Source organism: Nocardia sp. NPDC058705, assembly GCF_042749305.1.
GTDB lineage: Bacteria > Actinomycetota > Actinomycetes > Mycobacteriales > Mycobacteriaceae > Nocardia.
In genome coordinates this window covers 7,169-28,290 of the sequence record NZ_JBHYRN010000008.1, presented here as the reverse complement: position 1 = coordinate 28,290, position 21,122 = coordinate 7,169, and the positions used below count along the sequence as shown (strand labels likewise).

Genomic DNA, 21,122 nt, shown 5'->3' with positions numbered 1-21,122 from the left:
ACCTGTACGGCCCCACCGAGGCCGCGGTCGACGTCACCTTCCACGAGGTCGTCGACACCGATACCGACACCGTGCCGATCGGCGCGCCGGTCTTCAACACCCAGGTCTACGTCCTCGACGCGCGCCTGCGCCCCGTCCCGGTCGGCGTCGCGGGTGAGCTCTACCTCGCCGGTGATCAGCTGGCGCGCGGTTACGTCGCACGACCTGACCTGACTGCGGACCGCTTCGTCGCCAGCCCGTTCGGTGAAGACGGCGAACGCATGTACCGCACCGGTGACCTCGTCGCGTGGACCGAACACGGCGAGCTGGAATACCTGGGCCGCACCGACTTCCAGGTGAAGCTGCGTGGTCTGCGCATCGAACTCGGCGAGATCGAATCGGCCCTGACCGGCCTCGATGAGGTCGCGCAGTCGGTGGTCGTCGTGCGCGGCGATCAGCACACCGGCGACCAGCTGGTGGCCTACGTCATCCCCGCGACCGGCCGCACCGTCGACATCGAGGACGCCCGCGAGGAACTGGGCAACAACCTGCCCGCCTACATGGTGCCCGCGGTGATCATCGTCCTCGACGAGTTCCCGCTCAACGCCTCCGGCAAGCTCGACCGCAAGGCGCTGCCCGCGCCGGTGTTCGAGGCCGCGGTGTTCCGCGCCCCGACCACCCCGGTCGAGGAGATCGTCGCCGCCACCTTCGCCGGTGTGCTCGGCCTTGACCGGGTCGGTCTCGACGACGACTTCTTCGCCCTCGGCGGCAACTCGCTGACCGCGACCCAGGTCGCCGCCCGTCTGTCGGCCGCCCTTGACTCCGATATCGGCGTGCGTGAGCTGTTCGAAGCTTCCACCGTCGCCGCGCTGGCGGCCCGCGCCGAGACGCACTCCGGTGCCGAACGCCGCGCACCGCTGGTGCCGCAGCAGCGCCCCGAGCGGGTGCCGCTGTCGCTGGCGCAGCAGCGCATGTGGTTCCTGAACCGCTTCGACCCCGAGTCCGCGGTGGACAACATCCCCGCCGCCGTTCGTCTCTCGGGCCTGCTCGACCGCCAGGCACTGCAGGTGGCCGTGGCCGACGTGCTCGCCCGGCACGAATCCCTGCGCAGCTACTACCCGGAGGTCGCGGGCGCCGGCTACCAGGTGATCGTCCCGACCGGCAAGGTCATCCCCGACCTCGCGCCGATCGAGACCACCGCCGCCGAACTGCCGCAACGCCTTTCGGAACTGGTACTCACCGCGTTCGACGTCACCACCGAGGTGCCGTTCCGCGCCGCCCTGTTCGAGATCAGCCCCACCGAACACGTGCTCGCCCTTGTCGTGCACCACATCTCGGCCGACGGCTTCTCCATGGGCCCGCTCACTCGCGACGTGATGACCGCCTACAGCGCCCGCGTCGAAGGCGCCGAACCGGCTTGGCGACCCCTCGACGTCCAGTACGCCGACTTCGCCCTGTGGCAGCGTTCGGTACTCGGCGACGAGGACGATGCGAAATCGGTGATCGCCCAGCAGATCTCGTACTGGGGCTCGACCCTGCGCGGCCTGCCCGAGCAGCTCGACCTGCCCGCCGACCGACCGCGCCCCGCGGTCGCCAGCGGACGCGGCGCCACCCACACCTTCGAGATCGATGCGAAAACCCATGCGGCACTGGCAGACCTGGCCCGCACCCGCGGCGCGACGCTGTTCATGGTCACCCACGCGGCCCTCGCGCTGCTGCTCTCGCGCCTGTCCGGCGAGAACGACATCGCCATCGGCACCCCCATCGCGGGCCGTGGCGAGCGTGCCCTCGACGATCTGATCGGCATGTTCGTCAACACCCTGGTGCTGCGCACCGAGGTCGACGGCGACGCCAGCTTCACCGACCTGCTCGGCGAGGTCCGCGCGAGCGACATCGCCGCCTTCGGCCACGCCGACCTGCCCTTCGAGCGCCTCGTCGAGATCATCAACCCCGCCCGCTCGCAGGCGCGTCACCCGCTGTTCCAGGTCATGCTGGCCTTCCAGAACACCGCCCAGACCAGCCTGGAACTGCCCGGCCTGACCGTCAGCGGCGTGGATCTGCCGATCGACGTGGCCAAGTTCGACCTGCAGGTCGTGCTCACCGAGAAGCCGGGCGACGCGTCCGGCATCGTCGCCGAGCTGATCTACGCGACGGACCTGTTCGACCCGGCGACGATGGATCGCTTCGGCGCCCGCTTCGCCCGCCTGCTCACCGAGATCGCGGCGACCCCGAACCGTGCTGTCGGCGACATCGCGCTGCTGGATTCCGCCGAAACCGCACTGGCCGTGCACGGTTGGAACGACACCGCACGCGAGCTGCCCGGTGCGGGCACGCTGGTGGACGAGTTCGCCCGCCAGGCCGTGGCCACGCCCGACGCGGTCGCGATGGTCGACCCCGCCACCGGCGAAACCCTTACCTACGCCGAATTCGCTGCGCGGGTACACCGTTTGGCGCATCGCCTGATCGAAGCCGGTGTCGGCCCGGAGACCCTGGTCGCGCTCGGCCTGCGCCGCAGCATCGACCTGGTCGTGGCCGCCTACGCGGTGCAGGAAGCGGGCGGTGGCTACGTGCCGCTCGACCTCGACCAGCCCGCCGACCGCATCGCCTACGTGCTCGAAACGGCCGCCCCGGTCGCCGTCCTCACCACAACCCGTGACGGATTCGGACTCGATGGCGGCGCGGCTGATAATGCCGCCGGATCGCGGGCCGCCACAGACGCTGCCGCGGCCGGTTCGGCCGACGCGACCAGCCCGGCTGCGAACCCGGTCCCCGAGACCGGGGATGTTTCGGGCTCGTCGATCAACCGTGTACCGGCGGGCGATCCGCTGACGCTCGTCATCGACACACTCGACCTCGCGGCGTACCCGGCGACCCCGGTCACCGACGCCGAGCGGATCGCCCCGCTGCTCCCGCAGCACCCGGCCTATGTCATCTTCACCTCCGGCTCGACCGGTCGCCCCAAGGGTGTGGCCGTACCGCACTCGGCCGTGGTCAACCAGATCCGCTGGATCACCGGCGAATACGGCATCGGCGCCGACGATGTGGTGCTGTTCAAGACTCCCGCCACCTTCGACGTATCGGTGTGGGAACTGTTCGGCCCGCTGAGCACCGGCGGCCGGATCGTCGTGGCGAGCCCCGACGGTCACCGTGACCCGCAGTACCTCGCGGATGTCATTGCCGCGCAACGGGTCACGATGACCTCTTTCGTGCCGTCGATGCTCACCGTTTTCGCAGGCAGCATCGATGAAACCGCTGTCGAGGGCGGAGCTCTGTCCTCGCTGCGTGCCCTGCTGATCGCCGGTGAGGCTTTCACCGCCGACACCGTCGTCGCCTTCCGCAAGGTGAGCGACGCGGCCCTGTTCAACCTGTACGGACCCACCGAGTTCACCGTGCACGCCACGCACGGCCCGGTCTCCGACCAGGTCGACGGCGCCGTCCCGATCGGCTCGCCGGTCTGGAACTCGCAGGCCTACGTCCTGGACTCGCGCCTGCACCCGGTCCCCGCCGGTGTCGCCGGTGAGCTGTACCTCGCGGGTGCCCAGCTGGCCCGCGGCTACTTCGGCCGCCCCGACCTGACCGCCGACCGCTTCGTCGCCGACCCGTTCGCCACTGGCAGCACCGCCCAGAGCATCGCGGGTTCGCGCGCCGGTTCCGCCGAGGGTTCGCACACCGACTCCGGCGACGGCACCGCGGGCGCCCGCATGTACCGCACCGGTGACCTCGTCCGCCGCGACGAGTCCGGCGTGATCACCTACCTCGGCCGCACCGACTTCCAGGTCAAGCTGCGTGGTCTGCGCATCGAGCTCGGCGAGATCGAAGCCGCGCTCACCGCGCAGAACACCGTCGCGCAGGCCGTGGTGGTCGTGCGTTCGGATGCGCGCACCGGCGACCAGCTCGTCGGCTACGTCGTCCCCGCCGCCGGTGAGACCGTCGAGATCGACACTCTGCGTGCGCAGCTCGCCGCACAGCTGCCGTCCTACATGGTCCCGGCCGCGTTCGTCGTCATCGACGAGATGCCGCTCAGCGTCAACGGCAAGCTCGACCGTCGTGCCCTGCCCGATCCGGTGTTCGAGGCGCGTGAGTTCCGTGCGCCGCGCACCCCGATCGAGGAGATCGTCGCAACCACCTTCGCCGAGGTCCTCGGCCTGACCGGCGACAGCGCGGTCGGCCTCGACGACGACTTCTTCGACCTGGGCGGCAACTCGCTCATCGCCACCCAGGTGGTCGCTCGCCTCGGTGCCGCCCTCGACACCCGCGTCCCCGTGCGCGTGCTGTTCGAGGCGCCGTCGGTGGCCGCACTGGCCGCCAAGGTGGAAACCCACGCGGGCAGCGGCAGCCGTCGCGAGCTCGTCGCCGGTGCGCGTCCGGAGCAGATCCCGCTCTCGCTCGCCCAGCAGCGCATGTGGTTCCTCAACCGCTTCGACAGCGCGACCGGCGTCAACAACATCCCCCTCGCGGTCCGCCTGACCGGCGACCTCGACATCGACGCCCTGCGTCAGGCCGTGGTCGACGTGGTGGACCGGCACGAGGTGCTGCGCACCGTCTACCCGGAAACCGCCGACGGCCAGGGCGTGCAGATTGTGCTGCCCGTGGGCCAGCTGCCGATCTCGCTGAACCCGATCACCGTGGGCGAGGACGAGATTCGCGATCGGATCAGCGAACTCGTGCTCGCCGGATTCGACGTGACCGCCGAGGTCCCGGTGCGCGCCGAACTGCTGCGCATCGCGGGCTCGATGGACGGCTCGCACCCCGACACCCACGTGCTGGTCTTCGTCGTGCACCACATCTCCGGTGACGGCTGGTCGGTGCGCCCGCTGGCCCGCGACGTGATGATCGCCTACGCCGCCCGCTCGCGTGGTGAGGCACCCGGCTGGGCGCCGCTGCCCGTGCAGTACGCCGACTTCGCCCTGTGGCAGCGCGAAACCCTTGGCTCCGAAGCGGATTCGGCGTCGATGATCGCCCAGCAGGTGGCGTACTGGTCGCAGAATCTGGCCGGGCTGCCCGACCAGCTCGACCTGCCCGCCGATCGCGCCCGTCCCGCCGTGGCGTCCAATCGCGGTGGCGTGCACGAGTTCTCGATCGACCCGACCCTGGCGGCGAGCCTCAACGCGCTCGCCCGCGAACACGGCGCCAGCCTGTTCATGGTCGTGCACGCCGCATTCGCCGCACTGCTGGCCCGCCTGTCGGGCAGCGACGACATCGCCATCGGCACCGCCGTCGCGGGCCGTGGTGAAGCGGTGCTCGACGACGCCATCGGCATGTTCGTCAACACCCTGGTCCTGCGCAGCACCGTCGACCCGGCCCAGCCGTTCGCCGACCTCCTTGCTCAGACCAGGGAGAACGACCTGGCCGCCTTCGGCCACGCCGACCTGCCGTTCGAGCGGCTCGTCGAGATCCTGAACCCGGCCCGTTCGCAGGCACGCCACCCGCTGTTCCAGGTGATGCTGTCGTTCCAGAACACCGGTGAGGCATCCTTCGAACTGCCCGGCCTCGAGGTCGCGGGCGTGCCGCTGGACGTGGTCACCGCCAAGTTCGACCTGCACCTGAACCTGACCGACCGCCACCGTGCCGACGGTTCCGCCGACGGCATGTCGGCCGAATTCGCCTACGCGACAGACATGTTCGACGCCGACACCGTCGCTGCCTTGGCGCAGCGACTGGTGCGGATGCTTACCGCGGTCGTCGCCAAGCCCACCCGCGCGATCGGCGAAGTCGACCTGCTGGCACCGGCCGAATACCGCCAGGTGGTCACCGACTGGAACGCCACCGAGCATCCGGTCGACCAGGCTGCCACGCTGGTGTCGATGTTCGAGGCACAGGCCGCGACCAGCCCGAACGCGACCGCCCTCACTTTCGAGGGGACGAGTCTGTCCTACCGCGAGTTCTCCGCACAGGTGAACCGCCTCGCCCGCCACCTCATCGCCCAGGGCGTCGGCCCGGACACCATGGTCGCGCTCGGCATGCGCCGCTCGCTCGACCTGGTGATCGGCATGTACGCGGTGAGTGTGGCCGGTGGTGCTTACGTGCCGCTCGACCCCGACCACCCGGCCGAGCGCACCCACTACGTCCTCGAAACCGCAGCGCCGGTCTGCGTATTGACCACCGCCCGTGACGAATTCGACGCCGGTTCGACCACCGCGCTGAACATCGAGAGCCTCGACCTGTCCGGCTACTCGGCCGACCCGGTCACCGATGCCGAGCGGATCGCCCCGGTGCGTCCGGAGAACACCGCGTACGTGATCTTCACGTCGGGTTCGACGGGTCGTCCGAAGGGTGTGGCGGTCAGCCACGGTGCGATCGTCAACCGTCTGGTGTGGATGCAGGAGGCTTACGGTCTGACCGAGGCCGACGTGGTTCTGCAGAAGACACCCGCCACGTTCGACGTGTCGGTGTGGGAGTTCTTCTGGCCCTTGCAGATCGGCGCTCGCCTCGTCGTCGCCAAACCCGACGGCCATCGCGATCCGGCCTACCTCGCCGAGATCATCGCCACCGAGGGTGTCACCACCGCGCACTTCGTGCCGTCGATGATGTCGGTGTTCGTCGCCGAACTCGCCGACCGGGCAGCGGTCGCTTCGGCCGACACCGCGACCGCACCCGCCGACGGCACGGATGCCGATTTCGTGGTCGCGGGAGCGAAGACCGCAGGCGCGTCGAACGCCGCGAAGGCGTCGACCTTGCGGTTGGTGTTCGCTTCCGGTGAGGCGCTGCCCGCGCCGACCGCACAGCGGATGCGCGCACTGACCGGCGCATCGCTGCACAACCTCTACGGCCCGACCGAAGCCGCCGTCGACGTCACCTTCCACGAGGTCGTCGACGCCGACATCACCTCGGTGCCGATCGGTGCGCCGGTCTTCAATACCCAGGTGTACGTGCTGGATTCGCGCCTGCACCCCGTGCCCGTCGGTGTCCCCGGCGAGCTGTACCTGGCAGGTGTCCAGCTGGCGCGCGGCTACGTCAACCGCCCCGACCTCACCGCCGACCGTTTCGTCGCCGACCCGTTCGGCACCGACGGCGCCCGCATGTACCGCACCGGCGACCTCGTCGCATGGAAGGCGGTCGGCGAGACCTCCGAGCACGCGTACGGCGAACTGGAGTACTTGGGCCGCACCGACTTCCAGGTGAAGCTGCGCGGTCTGCGCATCGAACTCGGCGAGATCGAGTCCGCGCTCACCGCGCTGCCGTCGATCGCTCAGTCGGTCGTGGTCGTCCGCTCCGACGAGCGCCTCGGCGACCAGCTGGTCGGCTACCTGATCCCGGCCGCCGGTACCAGCATCGACCTCGACGCCGTGCGCACCGAGCTCGGTGGCGCGCTGCCGACCTACATGGTCCCCGCCGCCTTCGTGATCCTGGAGGCCTTCCCGCTCAACGCTTCCGGCAAGCTCGACCGCAAGGCGCTGCCCGCGCCGGTGTTCGAAGCCAAGGTCTTCCGCGCGGCGTCCACCCCGATCGAAGAGATCGTGGCGGGCACCTTCGGCGACGTGCTCGGCGTGACCCGCGTCGGCGCCGACGACGACTTCTTCGAACTCGGCGGCAACTCGCTGCTGGCCACCCAGGTCACCGCCCGTATCGGCGCTGCCCTGGACACCCAGCTCTCGGTCCGCGACCTGTTCGAGGCCTCGACGGTCTCGGCACTGGCCGCCCGCGCCGAGCGCAACGCGGGCTCCGGCCGGGCCCGTCCGCGCCTGACCGCGGGGGAGCGGCCCGCCGTCATCCCGCTCTCGCCGGCCCAGCAGCGCTACTGGTTCCTCAACCAGTTCGACACCTCCACCTCCGCGGTGGACAACATCCCCCTCGCGGTCCGGCTCACCGGCGATCTCGACGTGCCCGCGCTCGAACAGGCGATCGGCGATGTGTTCACCCGCCACGAGATGCTGCGCACCACCTACCCGGGTTCGCCCGACGGCCCGCACCAGGTGATCCTGCCCGTCTCGCAGAGCCGCGCGCAGGTGCACCACATCGCGGTCACCGAGGCCGAATTGCTCAGCACTGTCATCGAATTCGCGATGACAACCTTCGACGTCACCCAGGAAGTGCCGCTCAAGGTCGCGCTGTTCGAACTGTCCGAGACCGACCACGTGCTCGCGTTCACCGTGCACCACGTCTCGGCCGACGGATCGTCGATGGGCCCCCTCGCCCGCGACATCATGGCCGCCTACGTGGCCCGCGTGCAGGGCGAGGCGCCGCAGTGGGCGCCGCTGCCCGTGCAGTACGCCGACTATGCGCTGTGGCAGCGCGAGGTCCTCGGCGACGAGATCGATACCGAATCCCTCGCCGCCAAGCAGGTCGCCTACTGGACCGAAGCTCTCGCGGGTCTGCCCGACCAGCTCGAACTGCCCACCGACCGGCCGCGCCCGCCCGCGCAGTCGTTCCAGGGTCAGGCCATCCGCTTCGAGATCGACCCGGTCCGCCACGCGGCCCTGCACGAACTGGCCAGGGCGAACAACGCCTCGCTGTTCATGGTCGTGCACGCCGCGCTGGCCGTGCTGCTCGCACGCCTGTCCGGCACCGACGACATCGCGGTCGGCACCCCGATCGCGGGCCGTGGTGAGCGCGAACTCGACGACCTGATCGGCATGTTCGTCAACACCCTGGTGTTCCGCACCGCCGTCGACCCCGGCGCCTCCTTCGCCGAACTGCTCGCCGACGTGCGCAACCGCGACCTGGAAGCCTTCGCCAACGCCGACGTGCCGTTCGAGCGCCTCGTCGAGGTACTCAACCCGGTCCGCTCCACCGCGCGCAATCCGCTGTTCCAGGTGGGCCTGTCGTTCCAGAACCTGGCCGACACCACCTTCGAACTGCCCGGCCTGACCGTCAGCGCCGTCGACTACGACTCCCAGCTGGCCAAGACCGACCTGCACGTCACCCTCTACGACCGCTACACCGACGACGGCGCACCCGCCCAGCTGGTCACCGAATTCGGTTACGCCATCGATCTTTTCGACGAGTCGACGGTCCAGAGCTTCGCCGACCGCTTCGTGCTGCTGCTCGACGCGGTCGCCGCCGACGCCACCATCCCGGTCGGCGACATCGACCTGCTCACCACGCCGGAATCCGCGCAGATCGTCACGGCGTGGAACGACACCGCGCACGCGGTCGCCGCCGACGCCACCCTGGTCTCGCTGCTGGATGCCACCGTGGCGGCCACCCCCGACGCCATAGCGCTGGTCGTGGACGATGCGCAGGGCCGCACCCCAGTGGGCCTCGCAACGGAGACGGTCGCCTCGGCCATCGACAACTCGGACGCTGCGGGCGATACCTTCGCCGCGGGCGTTGCGGTCGCAGACGACGGTGGCAGCGCGACAGCTGTCGAAACTGCCGGTCGTATCGAGCTGACCTATGCCGAGTTGGACGCGGAAGTGAACCGCCTCGCCAGGCACCTGATCTCGCTCGGTGTCAGCTCCGAGGATCGGGTGGCGCTGGCGATGCGCCGCTCGGCCGAACTGATCATCGCGATGTACGCGGTGGCCCGCACGGGTGCGGCGTATGTGCCGATCGACCCGGATCAGCCCGCCGAGCGCACCGATTACATCCTGGAAACCGCCGCCCCGGCTGTTGTACTGACGACGGCGAACGCCGAATTCAGCACGGCGGCAGCCGAAGTGGTCGTGCTCGACGAGCTCGATCTGAGCGATGTCAGCGATGCCGCGATCACCGGTGTGGCGCTGGTCCCGGCGAACACCGCGTACGTGATCTTCACGTCCGGCTCGACCGGCAAGCCCAAGGGGGTCGCGGTCTCGCACGGCGCGATCGTCAACCAGTTGCTGTGGGAGACGGCCGAATTCGGCATCGGTGCCGACGATGCGGTGCTGCTGAAGACCGCCGCCACCTTCGACCTCTCGGTCTGGGAGTTCTGGACCGCCGCCGTCGCGGGCGCCCGCCTGGTGGTCGCCACCGCCGACGGCCACCGCGACCCGGCCTACCTCAACGACCTGATGCGGGCCACCGCCGTCACCACGCTGCACGTGGTGCCGTCGATGCTCGACGCGTTGCTCACCGAAGCCGGTGCCGCACTGCCGCGCACGCTGCGCCGCGTCCTCGCCATCGGTGAGGCATTGCCCGCCGCGACCGCGCAGCGTTTCCGCACGGCCAACACTGCCGCACTGTTCAACCTGTACGGCCCGACCGAGGCCGCGGTCTCGATCACCAGCCACGCGGTCACCGACGCGGACACGGTGTCGGTCTCGATCGGTGCGCCGGAGTGGAACAGCCGTGTGTACGTGCTGGATTCGCGCCTGCGCCCGGTCCCGGTCGGCGTCTCCGGCGAGCTGTACCTGGCCGGCGCCCAGCTGGCCCGCGGCTACTACGGTCGCGCCGATCTCACCGCCGACCGCTTCGTCGCCGACCCGTTCTCGGTGACCGGCGAACGCATGTACCGCACCGGTGACCTCGTCGCCTGGAACGCCGACGGCGAACTCGACTACCGGGGCCGCACCGACTTCCAGGTGAAGATCCGTGGCTTCCGCATCGAACTCGGCGAGATCGAAGCCGCGCTGCTGCGTCAGCCGGGCATCACGTCGGCTGCCGTGCTTGCCCACACCGACCCCGTCGTCGGCGATCGCCTCGTCGCCTACGTCGTTGCGGATGCCGCTGCTGTCGCTGACGGCACTGCTGCTGCCAACTCGGCCGATGCCGCTGTCGCCGCCGATGACGTTGCAGCCGACGACGCTGCCGTGGACGCCGCATCTGCGGATGCCGCCGTTGCCGCGCAGACTCGCGCCACCGCCGAGCTCGACAAGCTCGCCCTGCGCACAGCGCTCGCCGCCGAACTGCCCTCCTACATGGTCCCCACCGTGTTCCTGCAGCTCGACGCCCTGCCGCTCAACGCCAACGGCAAGCTCGACCGCAAGGCGCTCCCGGAGCCCGAGGTCGAGAAGGCCGTGTTCCGCGCGCCGGTGAGCCCGAGCGAACAGCTCGTCGCCGCCACCTTCGCCGAGGTCCTCCGCCTCGACGCCGACAAGCAGTTCGGCCTCGACGACGACTTCTTCGCGTGGGGCGGTAACTCGCTGCTGGCCACGCAGGTCGCGGCGCGTCTCGGCGAGGCCCTGGACACGCGCATCCCCGTGCGCTTGCTGTTCGAGGCGTCCACGGTCGCTGCCCTGGCCCATCGGGTCGAGCAGCATGCCGAAACCGGTGACCGCAAGGCACTGAAGGCGGGCCCGCGTCCCGAGTTCATCCCGCTGTCGCTCGCGCAGCAGCGGATGTGGTTCCTCAACCGCTTCGACACCCAGTCCGCCGCCTACAACGTGCCGGTCGCGGTGCGTCTCACCGGCGAGCTCGACGTGAACGCGTTGCGTGCGGCGGTCACCGACCTGGTGGCCCGCCACGAGATCCTGCGCACCATCTACCCGCAGCTCGGGGTGGGTCAGGGGGCAGAAGGCACTGTCGGTGCGGCACAGGTGATCCTGTCGCCCGCGCAGGCCGCGCCGGAACTGCTCGAGCGCACGGTCGCCGCCGACGAGATGGAATCGGCTGTCGCGGAACTGATGTCGACGATGTTCGACGTCACCACCGAGGTGCCACTGAAGGTTGCCCTCTTCCGTGTCGAGAACACCGACGAGTTCGTCCTTGCCCTGGTCATCCACCACATCTCCGGTGACGGTTCCTCGGTCGCCCCGCTGACCCGCGACCTGATGACCGCCTACGCCGCCCGCTCGATGGGCTCCGAGCCCGGTTGGGCGCCGCTGGCAGTCCAGTACGCCGACTACAGCATCTGGCAGCGCGACCTCCTCGGCAGCGAGGACGACGCCGACTCCATGGCGGCCAAGCAGGTCGCGCACTGGAAGCAGGCCCTCGCCGACCTGCCCGATCAGCTCGACCTGCCCGCCGACCGTCCGCGCCCCGCGGTGCAGACCTTCGCGGGTAGCAAGGTCGACCTGCAGATCGACGCCGACACCCACCGCGCGCTGGTCGAACTGGCCCGTTCCGAGGGTGCGACGCTGTTCATGGTCGTGCACACCGCCCTCGCGGTGCTGCTGGCCCGCCTGTCGGGCACCGACGACATCGCCATCGGCACCCCGATGGCCGGTCGTGGCGAAGCGGCCCTCGACGACATGATCGGCATGTTCGTCAACACCCTGGTCTTCCGGACCAAGGTCGACGGCGGCGAAGCGTTCACCGAGCTGCTGGCCCGCCAGCGCGAAGACGACATCGCGGCGTTCGCCAACGCCGACGTGCCGTTCGAGCGCCTGGTCGAGGTGCTCAACCCGGTCCGCTCCACCGCGCGCCACCCGCTGTTCCAGGTCGGTCTGTCGTTCCAGAACCTCAGCCGCGCCACCCTGGAACTGCCCGGTCTGACGGTGTCAGGACTCGACATCGACTCCAAGCTGTCGCAGTTCGACCTGCACCTGATCGCCACCGACCGCTACAGCGATGCCGGTGAGCCCGAAGGCATTTCGGGTCTGTTCACCTACGCCACCGACCTGTTCGACCACGCCACGGTCGAAGGTTTCGTGGAGCGGTTCGTCCGCCTGCTCGGCGCGATCGTCGCCACCCCGCGCACCGCGGTCGGCGACATCGAGCTGCTGGCACCGGTCGAACGCACCCAGATCCTCGACGCCCGCAACGCCACCACCTACCCGGTCGATACCGAGGCCACCCTGGTCTCGCTGCTCGACGCGACCGTTGCCGCCGATCCGAAAGCGACCGCGCTGGTCACCGACGACGGTGCCCAGCTGACCTACGCCGAACTCGATGCGAGGGTGAACCGTCTTGCGCGGCACCTGATCTCGTTGGGTGTGGGTCCGGAGTCGCGGGTCGCGCTGGCGATGCGCCGCTCGGTGGACCTGGTCGTCGCGATGTACGCGGTCGCCAAGTCCGGTGGCGCGTATGTGCCGGTCGATCCCGATCAAGCGGCCGAGCGCACCGACTACATCCTCGAGACAGCAGCACCGGTCTGCGTGCTGACCGATGCCGAGTTCACCACTGATGCAGCCCCTGTGGTGCGTATCGACGAGCTGGACTTGGAATCATTCAGTGCCGCACCGGTTTACGACATCGAGCGCACCGAATCGTTGCGTCCGGAGAACACCGCGTATGTGATCTTCACGTCCGGCTCCACCGGCCGCCCGAAGGGTGTCGCCGTCCCGCACGGCGCGATCGCCAATCAGCTGCAGTGGAAGCTGATCGAGTTCGGTATGGACGCCGCCGACGCGGTATTGCTCAAGACCGCCGCGACCTTCGACCTCTCGGTCTGGGAATTCTGGTCGGCCGCGGTCGCAGGTGGTCGCCTGGTGATCGCCTCGCCCGACGGCCATCGCGACCCGGCCTACCTCAACGAGCTGATGGCTCGCGAATGGGTCACCACGCTGCATGTGGTGCCGTCGATGCTCGACGCACTGCTGGCTTCCGGGATGCCGGATTCGCTGTGGCGGGTCCTGGCTATCGGTGAGGCGCTGCCGGGCTCGCTGGCCCAGCGCTTCCGCGCCGAGTTCAGTCGCACCGAGCTGTTCAACCTGTACGGACCGACCGAGGCCGCGGTCTCGATCACCTCGCACCGCGTCAACGCCGCCGATCAGGGCTCGGTTTCCATCGGTTCGCCCGAGTGGAACAGCCAGGTCTACGTGCTCGACGAGCGCCTGCGCCCGGTGCCCGACGGTGTCGCCGGTGAGCTGTACCTGGCCGGCGCCCAGCTGGCCCGCGGCTATTTCGGTCGTGCCGACCTCACCGCCGACCGTTTCGTCGCCAACCCCTTCGCTGACGGTGCTCGCATGTACCGCACCGGTGACCTGGTGGCCTGGCATAACGGTGAACTCGACTACCGGGGCCGCACCGACTTCCAGGTGAAGATCCGCGGCTTCCGCATCGAGCTCGGCGAGATCGAAGCCGCGCTGCTCGCGCTGCCCGAGATCGCCCAGGCCGCGGTCATCGCCAAGTCCGACCCGCGCACCGGTGACCGTCTGGTGGCCTATCTCGTCGGCACGGATGTCGATGTGGCACACGTGAAGTCGACACTCTCGGCCGGACTGCCGTCCTACATGGTGCCCGCCGCGTTCGTCGTCATGGACGCGCTGCCGCTGAACGTCAACGGCAAGCTCGACCGCAAGGCGTTGCCGGAGCCGGAGTTCGAGGCACAGACGTTCCGTGCACCGTCGACCCCGATCGAGGAGATCGTGGCAGGCGTGTTCGCCGACGTCCTCGGTGCCGAACGTGTCGGTGCCGACGACGACTTCTTCGCCCTCGGCGGTAACTCGCTGCTGGCCACCCAGGTCGCGGCCCGCCTCGGCGCCGCCCTCGACAGCAGGGTGCCCGTGCGCCTGCTGTTCGAGGCGTCGACGGTGGCCGGACTCGCGGTGAAGGTCGAGCAGGGTGCGGGTGCCGGTGGGCGCCGCGCGCTGGTCGCCGGACCGCGCCCGGAGCAGGTGCCGCTCTCGCTCGCGCAGCAGCGCATGTGGTTCCTGAACCAGTTCGACACCGAATCCTCGGTGAACAACATCCCCGTTGCCGTCCGCCTGTCGGGCGCGCTGGATGTCGAGGCGCTGCAACTGGCCGTCGCCGACGTGCTCGCACGCCACGAAACCCTGCGCACGGTGTACCCGTCGGCCAATGGCACACCGCACCAGGTGATCCTGCCGGTCGAGGGCAATGTCCCCGACCTGACGCCGGAAACCGTTACGGCCGAACAGGTTCGCGACAAGATCGCCGAAGTCATCTCCACCGGCTTCGACGTGCTCAGCGAAGTTCCCTTGCGCGCCAAGCTGCTTCAGGTAGCCGACGAGGAATTCATCCTCGTGTTCGTCGCCCACCACATCAGCGCCGACGGCTGGTCCATGGGCCCGCTGACCCGCGACGTGATCATCGCCTACGCCGCCCGTGCGGCTGGCGTTGCCCCGGGCTGGGCGCCGATGCCGGTGCAGTACGCCGACTTCAGCGTCTGGCAGCGCGAGGTGCTCGGCTCCGAAACCGACGAGACCAGCCTCGTCGCCCAGCAGGCCGACTACTGGAAGCGCGCACTGGCCGGTGTCCCCGACGAGCTGAACCTGCCCCTCGACCGGCCGCGTCCGAGCACACAGTCCTTCGCCGGTGGCCGGGTGCTGTTCCCGATCGGCGGCGACATCCACGCCGGACTGTCCGCCATCGCTCGCGAGCAGAACGCGACGCTGTTCATGGTCGTGCACACCGCGCTGGCGGTATTCCTGGCGCGCATGTCGGGCACTTCCGACATCGTCATCGGCACCCCGATCGCGGGTCGTGGCGAGGCCGAACTCGACGACGTGATCGGCATGTTCGTCAACACCCTCGCCCTGCGCACACAGGTGGGTGGGCAGCTGAGCTTCGCGGAGCTGCTGACCCAGGCCAAGGAAGCCGACCTGGCCGCCTTCGCCCACGCCGACATCCCGTTCGAGCGCCTGGTGGAACTGCTCAACCCCGAGCGCTCGACCGCACGGCACCCGCTGTTCCAGGTGGCGCTGTCGTTCGAGAACCTGCCCGACGCCAGCTTCGAACTGCCGGGTCTGTCGGTTTCGGCCGTCGACTTCGACGTCGACACCGCCAAGTTCGACCTGCTGCTCACCGTGCGTGAAGCGGCAGCGGGCGAGGAAGCAGGCGCCTACGCCGAGTTCTCCTACGCCAGTGCGCTGTTCGATCAGTCGACGGTGGAGAAGTTCGCGCAGCGCTTCCAGCGTCTGCTCGCCGAGGTCGTCGCCGACACCACCACCCCGGTCGGCGACCTCGAACTGCTCGACAGCACCGAACGCGACGAACTGCTCACTCGCACAGGCGGTCCCGCCGCTTCGGTGAGTACCCTACCCGAGCTGCTCGCACAGGCCGTGGCGACCAACCCGACCGGTGCGGCAATCATCGCGCCCGGCGCCGAGTCGGGAGCCGGCCGGTCGCTGACCTATGCCGAACTCGACGCCGCATCCTCGCGCTTGGCGCGGGTGCTCGTCGCGCGCGGCGCGGCGCCGGAGACGGTTGTCGCCATCGCCATGCAGCGCTCGCTGGAGACCACCCTCGCCATCTGGGCTGTGATCAAGACCGGCGCGGCCTTCCTGCCGGTGGACCCGAAGTACCCGGCCGAGCGCATCGCGCACATGATGTCGGACTCCGGTGCGGCACTGGGCATTACGGTGTCGGCCGAGGTCGATCACCTGCCTACTCCCGCACTGGGTGACTGGCTGGTCCTCGACGACGCGGCCACCCAGGCCGAGATCGCCGCGCGGCCCGATGTCCCGATGACCGAGTTCGACCGCCGTGGCGAGATCCTGCCCGGGAACACGGCCTACATGATCTACACCTCGGGTTCGACGGGCCTGCCCAAGGGCGTCGTCGTCACGCACGCCGGTGTGCCCAACTTCGCCGCCGCCCAGGTCGCGCAGTTCGAACTCGACTCCAGCACCCGCACCCTGGCCTTCGCCTCCCCATCGTTCGACGCCTCGATCCTCGAGTTCCTGCTGGCCGTCGGCTCGGCGGGCACCCTCGTCATCACGCCGGTCGGCGTGGTCGGCGGCGAGGAACTGGCCGACATCATTCAGAGCCAGCAGCTCACCCACGTGTTCCTCACCCCGCTGGTCGCGGCGTCGATGGAACCCGCGGCGCTGGCCGGACTCGAAGCGCTGATCGTCGGTGGCGACAAGGCCCCCGTCGACCTGGTCGCGAACTGGCACAGCGCGGGCACCCACCCGGCGCACCACCGGTTCTACAACGCCTACGGTCCGACCGAGGCGACCATCGCGACGAACCTGTCCGATCCACTGCTGCCGGGCGACACCATGAACATCGGTGGCCCGATCGCGGGCGCGACCGTGTACGTGCTCGACAACCGTCTGCGGCCGGTCCCCGAGGGTGTGGCCGGTGAGCTGTACCTGGGCGGCGTCCCGCTGGCCCGCGGCTACCACGCGCGCCACGGCCTCACCGCCGAGCGTTTCGTGGCCAGCCCGTACGTCGCGGGCGAGCGGCTGTACCGCACCGGTGACGTCGTCGCCTGGCGCACGGTGAACGGCAAGCCTGTCGTGGAATACGTGGGCCGCAACGACTTCCAGGTGAAGATCCGCGGTTTCCGCATCGAACTCGGCGAGATCGACGCGGTCCTCACCGCGCACGACAACGTCGAGTTCGCCGCCACCATCGGCCGCAAGACCGACGCGGGCGCCACCATCCTGGTGTCCTACGTGCGCGGCGATGTCGACCCGGCTGCCCTGGTCGAGTACGCGGCGCAACATCTGCCCGCGCACATGGTCCCGGCCGCGGTGATGGTCCTCGATGAGATCCCGCTGACCCCCGCGGGCAAGCTGGACCGCCGCGCACTGCCCGAGCCGGTGCTCGCCCCGCGCGAGTTCCGTACGCCGACAAGCGAAGTCGAGGCGATCATCGCCGCCGTCTTCGCCGAGGTACTCGGTGTCGACGCCGTCGGCCTCGACGATTCGTTCTTCGCCCTCGGTGGCGACTCGATCCTGTCCATCCAGCTGGTCTCTCGGGCCAAGGATCGCGGCGTGCTCTTCAAGCCGCGCGATGTGTTCGAAAAGCGCAGCGTGGCAGGGCTTGCCGAGATCGCCGTCCTCGCGGGCGAGGCCGAACAGATCGTGCTGGAGGAACTGCCGGGCGGCGGTGTCGGCGATATCCCGATGCTGCCGATCATGCGCCAGATCCTGGCGAGCGGTTCCACCTACGACCGGTTCTCCCAGTCGATGGTGCTCCGCCTGCCCGAGAACATCACCGCCGAGGTCCTGCACGCCACCATCGGCGCCGTCTTCGACCACCACGACGTGCTGCGTTCACGGGTCGCGAAGGATGCCGAGAACGGTTGGGTCTTCGAGGCTCTGGCGCCGGGTGAGGTCGACGTGACCACGCTCGTACGCCGAGTCGAGGTCGCCGGTGACATCGCCGACGACCAGCTGTCCAAGCTCGCCAGCGTCGAATACGACGAGGCCATGGGCCGTCTCGATCCCGCGAACGCCGCCATGGTGCAGTTCGTCTGGTTCGCCTTCGGTAACAACGCTGACGGGCCGCGCCGCCGTGATGCCCTGCTCATCGTCGGCCACCACTTCGTGATCGACGGTGTCTCCTGGCGCATCCTGATCCCGGACCTCGGCATGGCTTGGGGGCAGATCCTCGCAGGTCAGAAGGTCGCGCTGCCGGTCAACGGCACGTCGATGCGTCGCTGGGCGCACAGCCTGGTCGAGCAGTCGGCCGAGCGCCGCGCGGAACTGCCGTTCTGGCGCGAGGTCGCGACCACTGCCGATCCGCAGCTGGGCAAGCGCGCGTTCGACCCGTTGATCGACACCTTCGCCACCGTCGACCGCGTGCAGGTCACGCTGTCGCCCGAGGTCACCGACGCGGTCCTCACCGCGATCCCCGGCCTCTACCACGGCGGCGTCAACGACGGCCTGCTCACCGCACTCGCGCTGGCCGTATCCCGTTGGCGCGGTGACGAATCCGGGACTGCCGCGCTGATCAAGCTGGAAGGTCACGGGCGCCAGGAAGAGATCGTCGCCGGTGCGGATCTGTCGCGCACCGTCGGCTGGTTCACCACCGCCTTCCCTGTCCGTCTCGATCTGGCGGGCGCCGATCTCGGCGACGCGTTCGCCGGTGGCGCCGTGCTCGCCGATGTCATCAAGTCGGTCAAGGAACAGATGCTCGCGGTGCCCGACAAGGGCATCGGCTACGGCATGCTGAAGTACCTCGACGGTGCCGACCTGCCGAGTGTGGGCCAGATCAGCTTCAACTACCTCGGCCGCGCCACCGCCGGTGAGATTCCGGCCGAACTCGCCGAACTCGGTTGGGTGCCGGTGGCCGATCTCGGTCAGCTCGACGCCGAGATGGACCTCGACATGCCCGCCAACGCGACCCTCGACATCAACGCCATCGTCAATGACGGCGACGAGGGCCCGCAGCTCGGCGCGAACATCGCCTTCCCGAAGGGCCTGCTCAGCGCCGACCAGGCGCAGGAGTTCGCCGACCTGTTCGTAGCCGCGCTCACCGCGCTGGCCACGCACGCGCAACGGGCCGACGCGGGTGGTTTCACCCCGTCCGACATGCCGCTCGTGCGCGTCGGCCAGTCCGATATCGAGCTGTGGGAGCGCGAATACCCCGCGCTGTCGGAGCTGTGGCCGCTCTCGCCGCTGCAGGCGGGCCTGATGTTCCACGCCATGATCAGCTCGGCGACCGTCGACGTCTACACCGTGCAGGCCGTGCTCGACCTGACCGGCACCCTCGACACCGAACGCTTGCGCGGCGCGGCCCAGGCCGTGCTCGACCGGTACCCGAACCTGCGGACCGCGTTCGTCACCGATTCCGCCGGCCAGCCGGTGCAGGTGGTGCTGTCCGAACTCGAGGTGCCGTGGCGCGAGGTCGACCTCACCGACCTGCCCGAAGGCGAGCGGATACCGCGCATGCAGCAATTGCTGCTCGCCGACCGCGCCGACCAGTTCGACATGGCCACCGCGCCGCTGATCCGCTTCGGTCTCTACACGACCGGTGAGGGTAAGGCGCACCTGGCGATCACCGTCCACCACATCCTGGTCGACGGCTGGTCGATGCCGCTGCTCATGCGCGACCTGCTGGTTCTCTACGCGGTGCACGGTGACCTCACGGCGCTGCCGCGCGTTGCCTCCTACCGCAACTTCCTTTCCTTCCTGTCCGGGTGGGATCGCGAAGTGTCACTGCAGGTTTGGGCCGACGCGCTCGCCGGGGTCGAGGGCGCGACCCAGCTCTCGCCCGCGCCGCGCACGGAAGAGCGCTACGAACTCGACAAGATCATCGTCGAGATCGACAGCGACCGCACCAGGGCGCTCGGCAAGTTCGCCGGTGAGCTCGGGGTCACCGTGAACACGCTGCTGCAGACCGCGTGGGGCATCGTTGTCGGCCGCCTCACCGGGCGTGACGACGTGGTGTTCGGCGCGACCGTCTCCGGTCGCCCGGCGGAACTGCCCGGCGTCGAGTCCATGGTCGGCCTGTTCATCAACACCCTGCCCGTGCGCATCAAGATCGACGACCGGATGACCGCGGAGAAGCTGACCCAACGGGTGCAGTCCGAGCAGGCCGAACTGCTCAGCCACCACTTCGTCGGGCTGTCCGACATTCAGCGGGTGGCGGGCACGGGCGCGCAGTTCGACACGCTGGTGGTGTTCGAGTCCTATCCGATGGACAAGGACGCCGTCACCGCGGCGAGCTCGATCGACGGCATGCAGGTCACCGGTGTGGGCCTCGACGACGCCACCCACTACCCGCTCACGCTGGTGGTGATGGCCGAGTCGACCATCGAGATCACGATGAAGTACCTGACCAGCACCTTCACCGCCGACGAGGTTCGCACGCTGTCGCAGCGTCTGCTGCGTGTGCTCGACGAGCTGCTCGACAACCCGACCGGCCTGGTCGGCGACATCGACATCCTCGACGCGAGCGAACGAGCCAAGCTGCTCGCCGATTCCGGTGTGACAGCCGCTGTTTCGGCCCCCGTGACATCGGGTGTCGGCACGCAGACGGTGGCCAAGGTGCTCGCCGAGGTCGTCGAAGCCGATCCGCAGGCACCCGCGCTGCTGCGTGGTGACAGCGAAATCGCCTACAGCGCACTGGATCGCAAGTCCTCGCAGCTCGCCCGAGTGCTCATCGCGCGCGGTGCGGGCCCCGGCGACGTGGTCGCGATCGCGCTGCCCCGCGGCGTGGATTCGGTTCTAGCCGCCTGGGCTGTGCACAAGGCAGGCGCCGCGGTGCTGTTCGCCGGCGAACTCTCCGGCGTCGAAATCGCCGCCGCCGGAGCCGCTTTCGGCATCAGTGCCACGCCGACCGCAGGCGTGGCAGGCCACTGGCTGGTCCTGGCCGACGTCGAAGACGAGATCGCCGCCGCGGCGGCCCACCCCGTCTCCTACGCCGACCGAGTCCGCCCCCTGTCCGAAGACCACCCCGCCTTCGTCCAGATCGCAGGCGAAACCATCTCGACGCTCACCCAGAGCGCCGCGATCACCCTCGCCGAAACCCTCCGCGACGAACACGGCATCGACTACGAATGCACCACCTACACCACCCACGCCTCCGGCCCGGCCGCCATCGGGGAATTCCTGGTCTCGTCCACCGCAGGCGCGCTGTCGGTACTGCCCGACGGTTCGGTCGAAGACGACCTGGCCGACGGTGAGGTCACCCACTGGTTCGTGGTCGCGGGTGATCAGACCGAGGCGGCCGACAGCGAGGTGACGGTGATCATCGCGGAGTGA

Annotated in this window: 1 protein-coding gene (cut by a window edge); it reads left to right on the top strand. The window is 69.3% G+C overall.

Going from position 1 to position 21,122, the window contains the following annotated elements; translation table 11 throughout:
• On the top strand, positions 1 to 21,122 hold the 3' portion of the coding sequence (locus tag ACFW6D_RS12525; protein ID WP_379327585.1) for a non-ribosomal peptide synthase/polyketide synthase. It extends 23,461 nt beyond the left edge of the window; the window shows 21,122 of its 44,583 coding nt (coding positions 23,462–44,583); its start codon lies off the left edge, out of view; it ends in the stop codon at positions 21,120 to 21,122.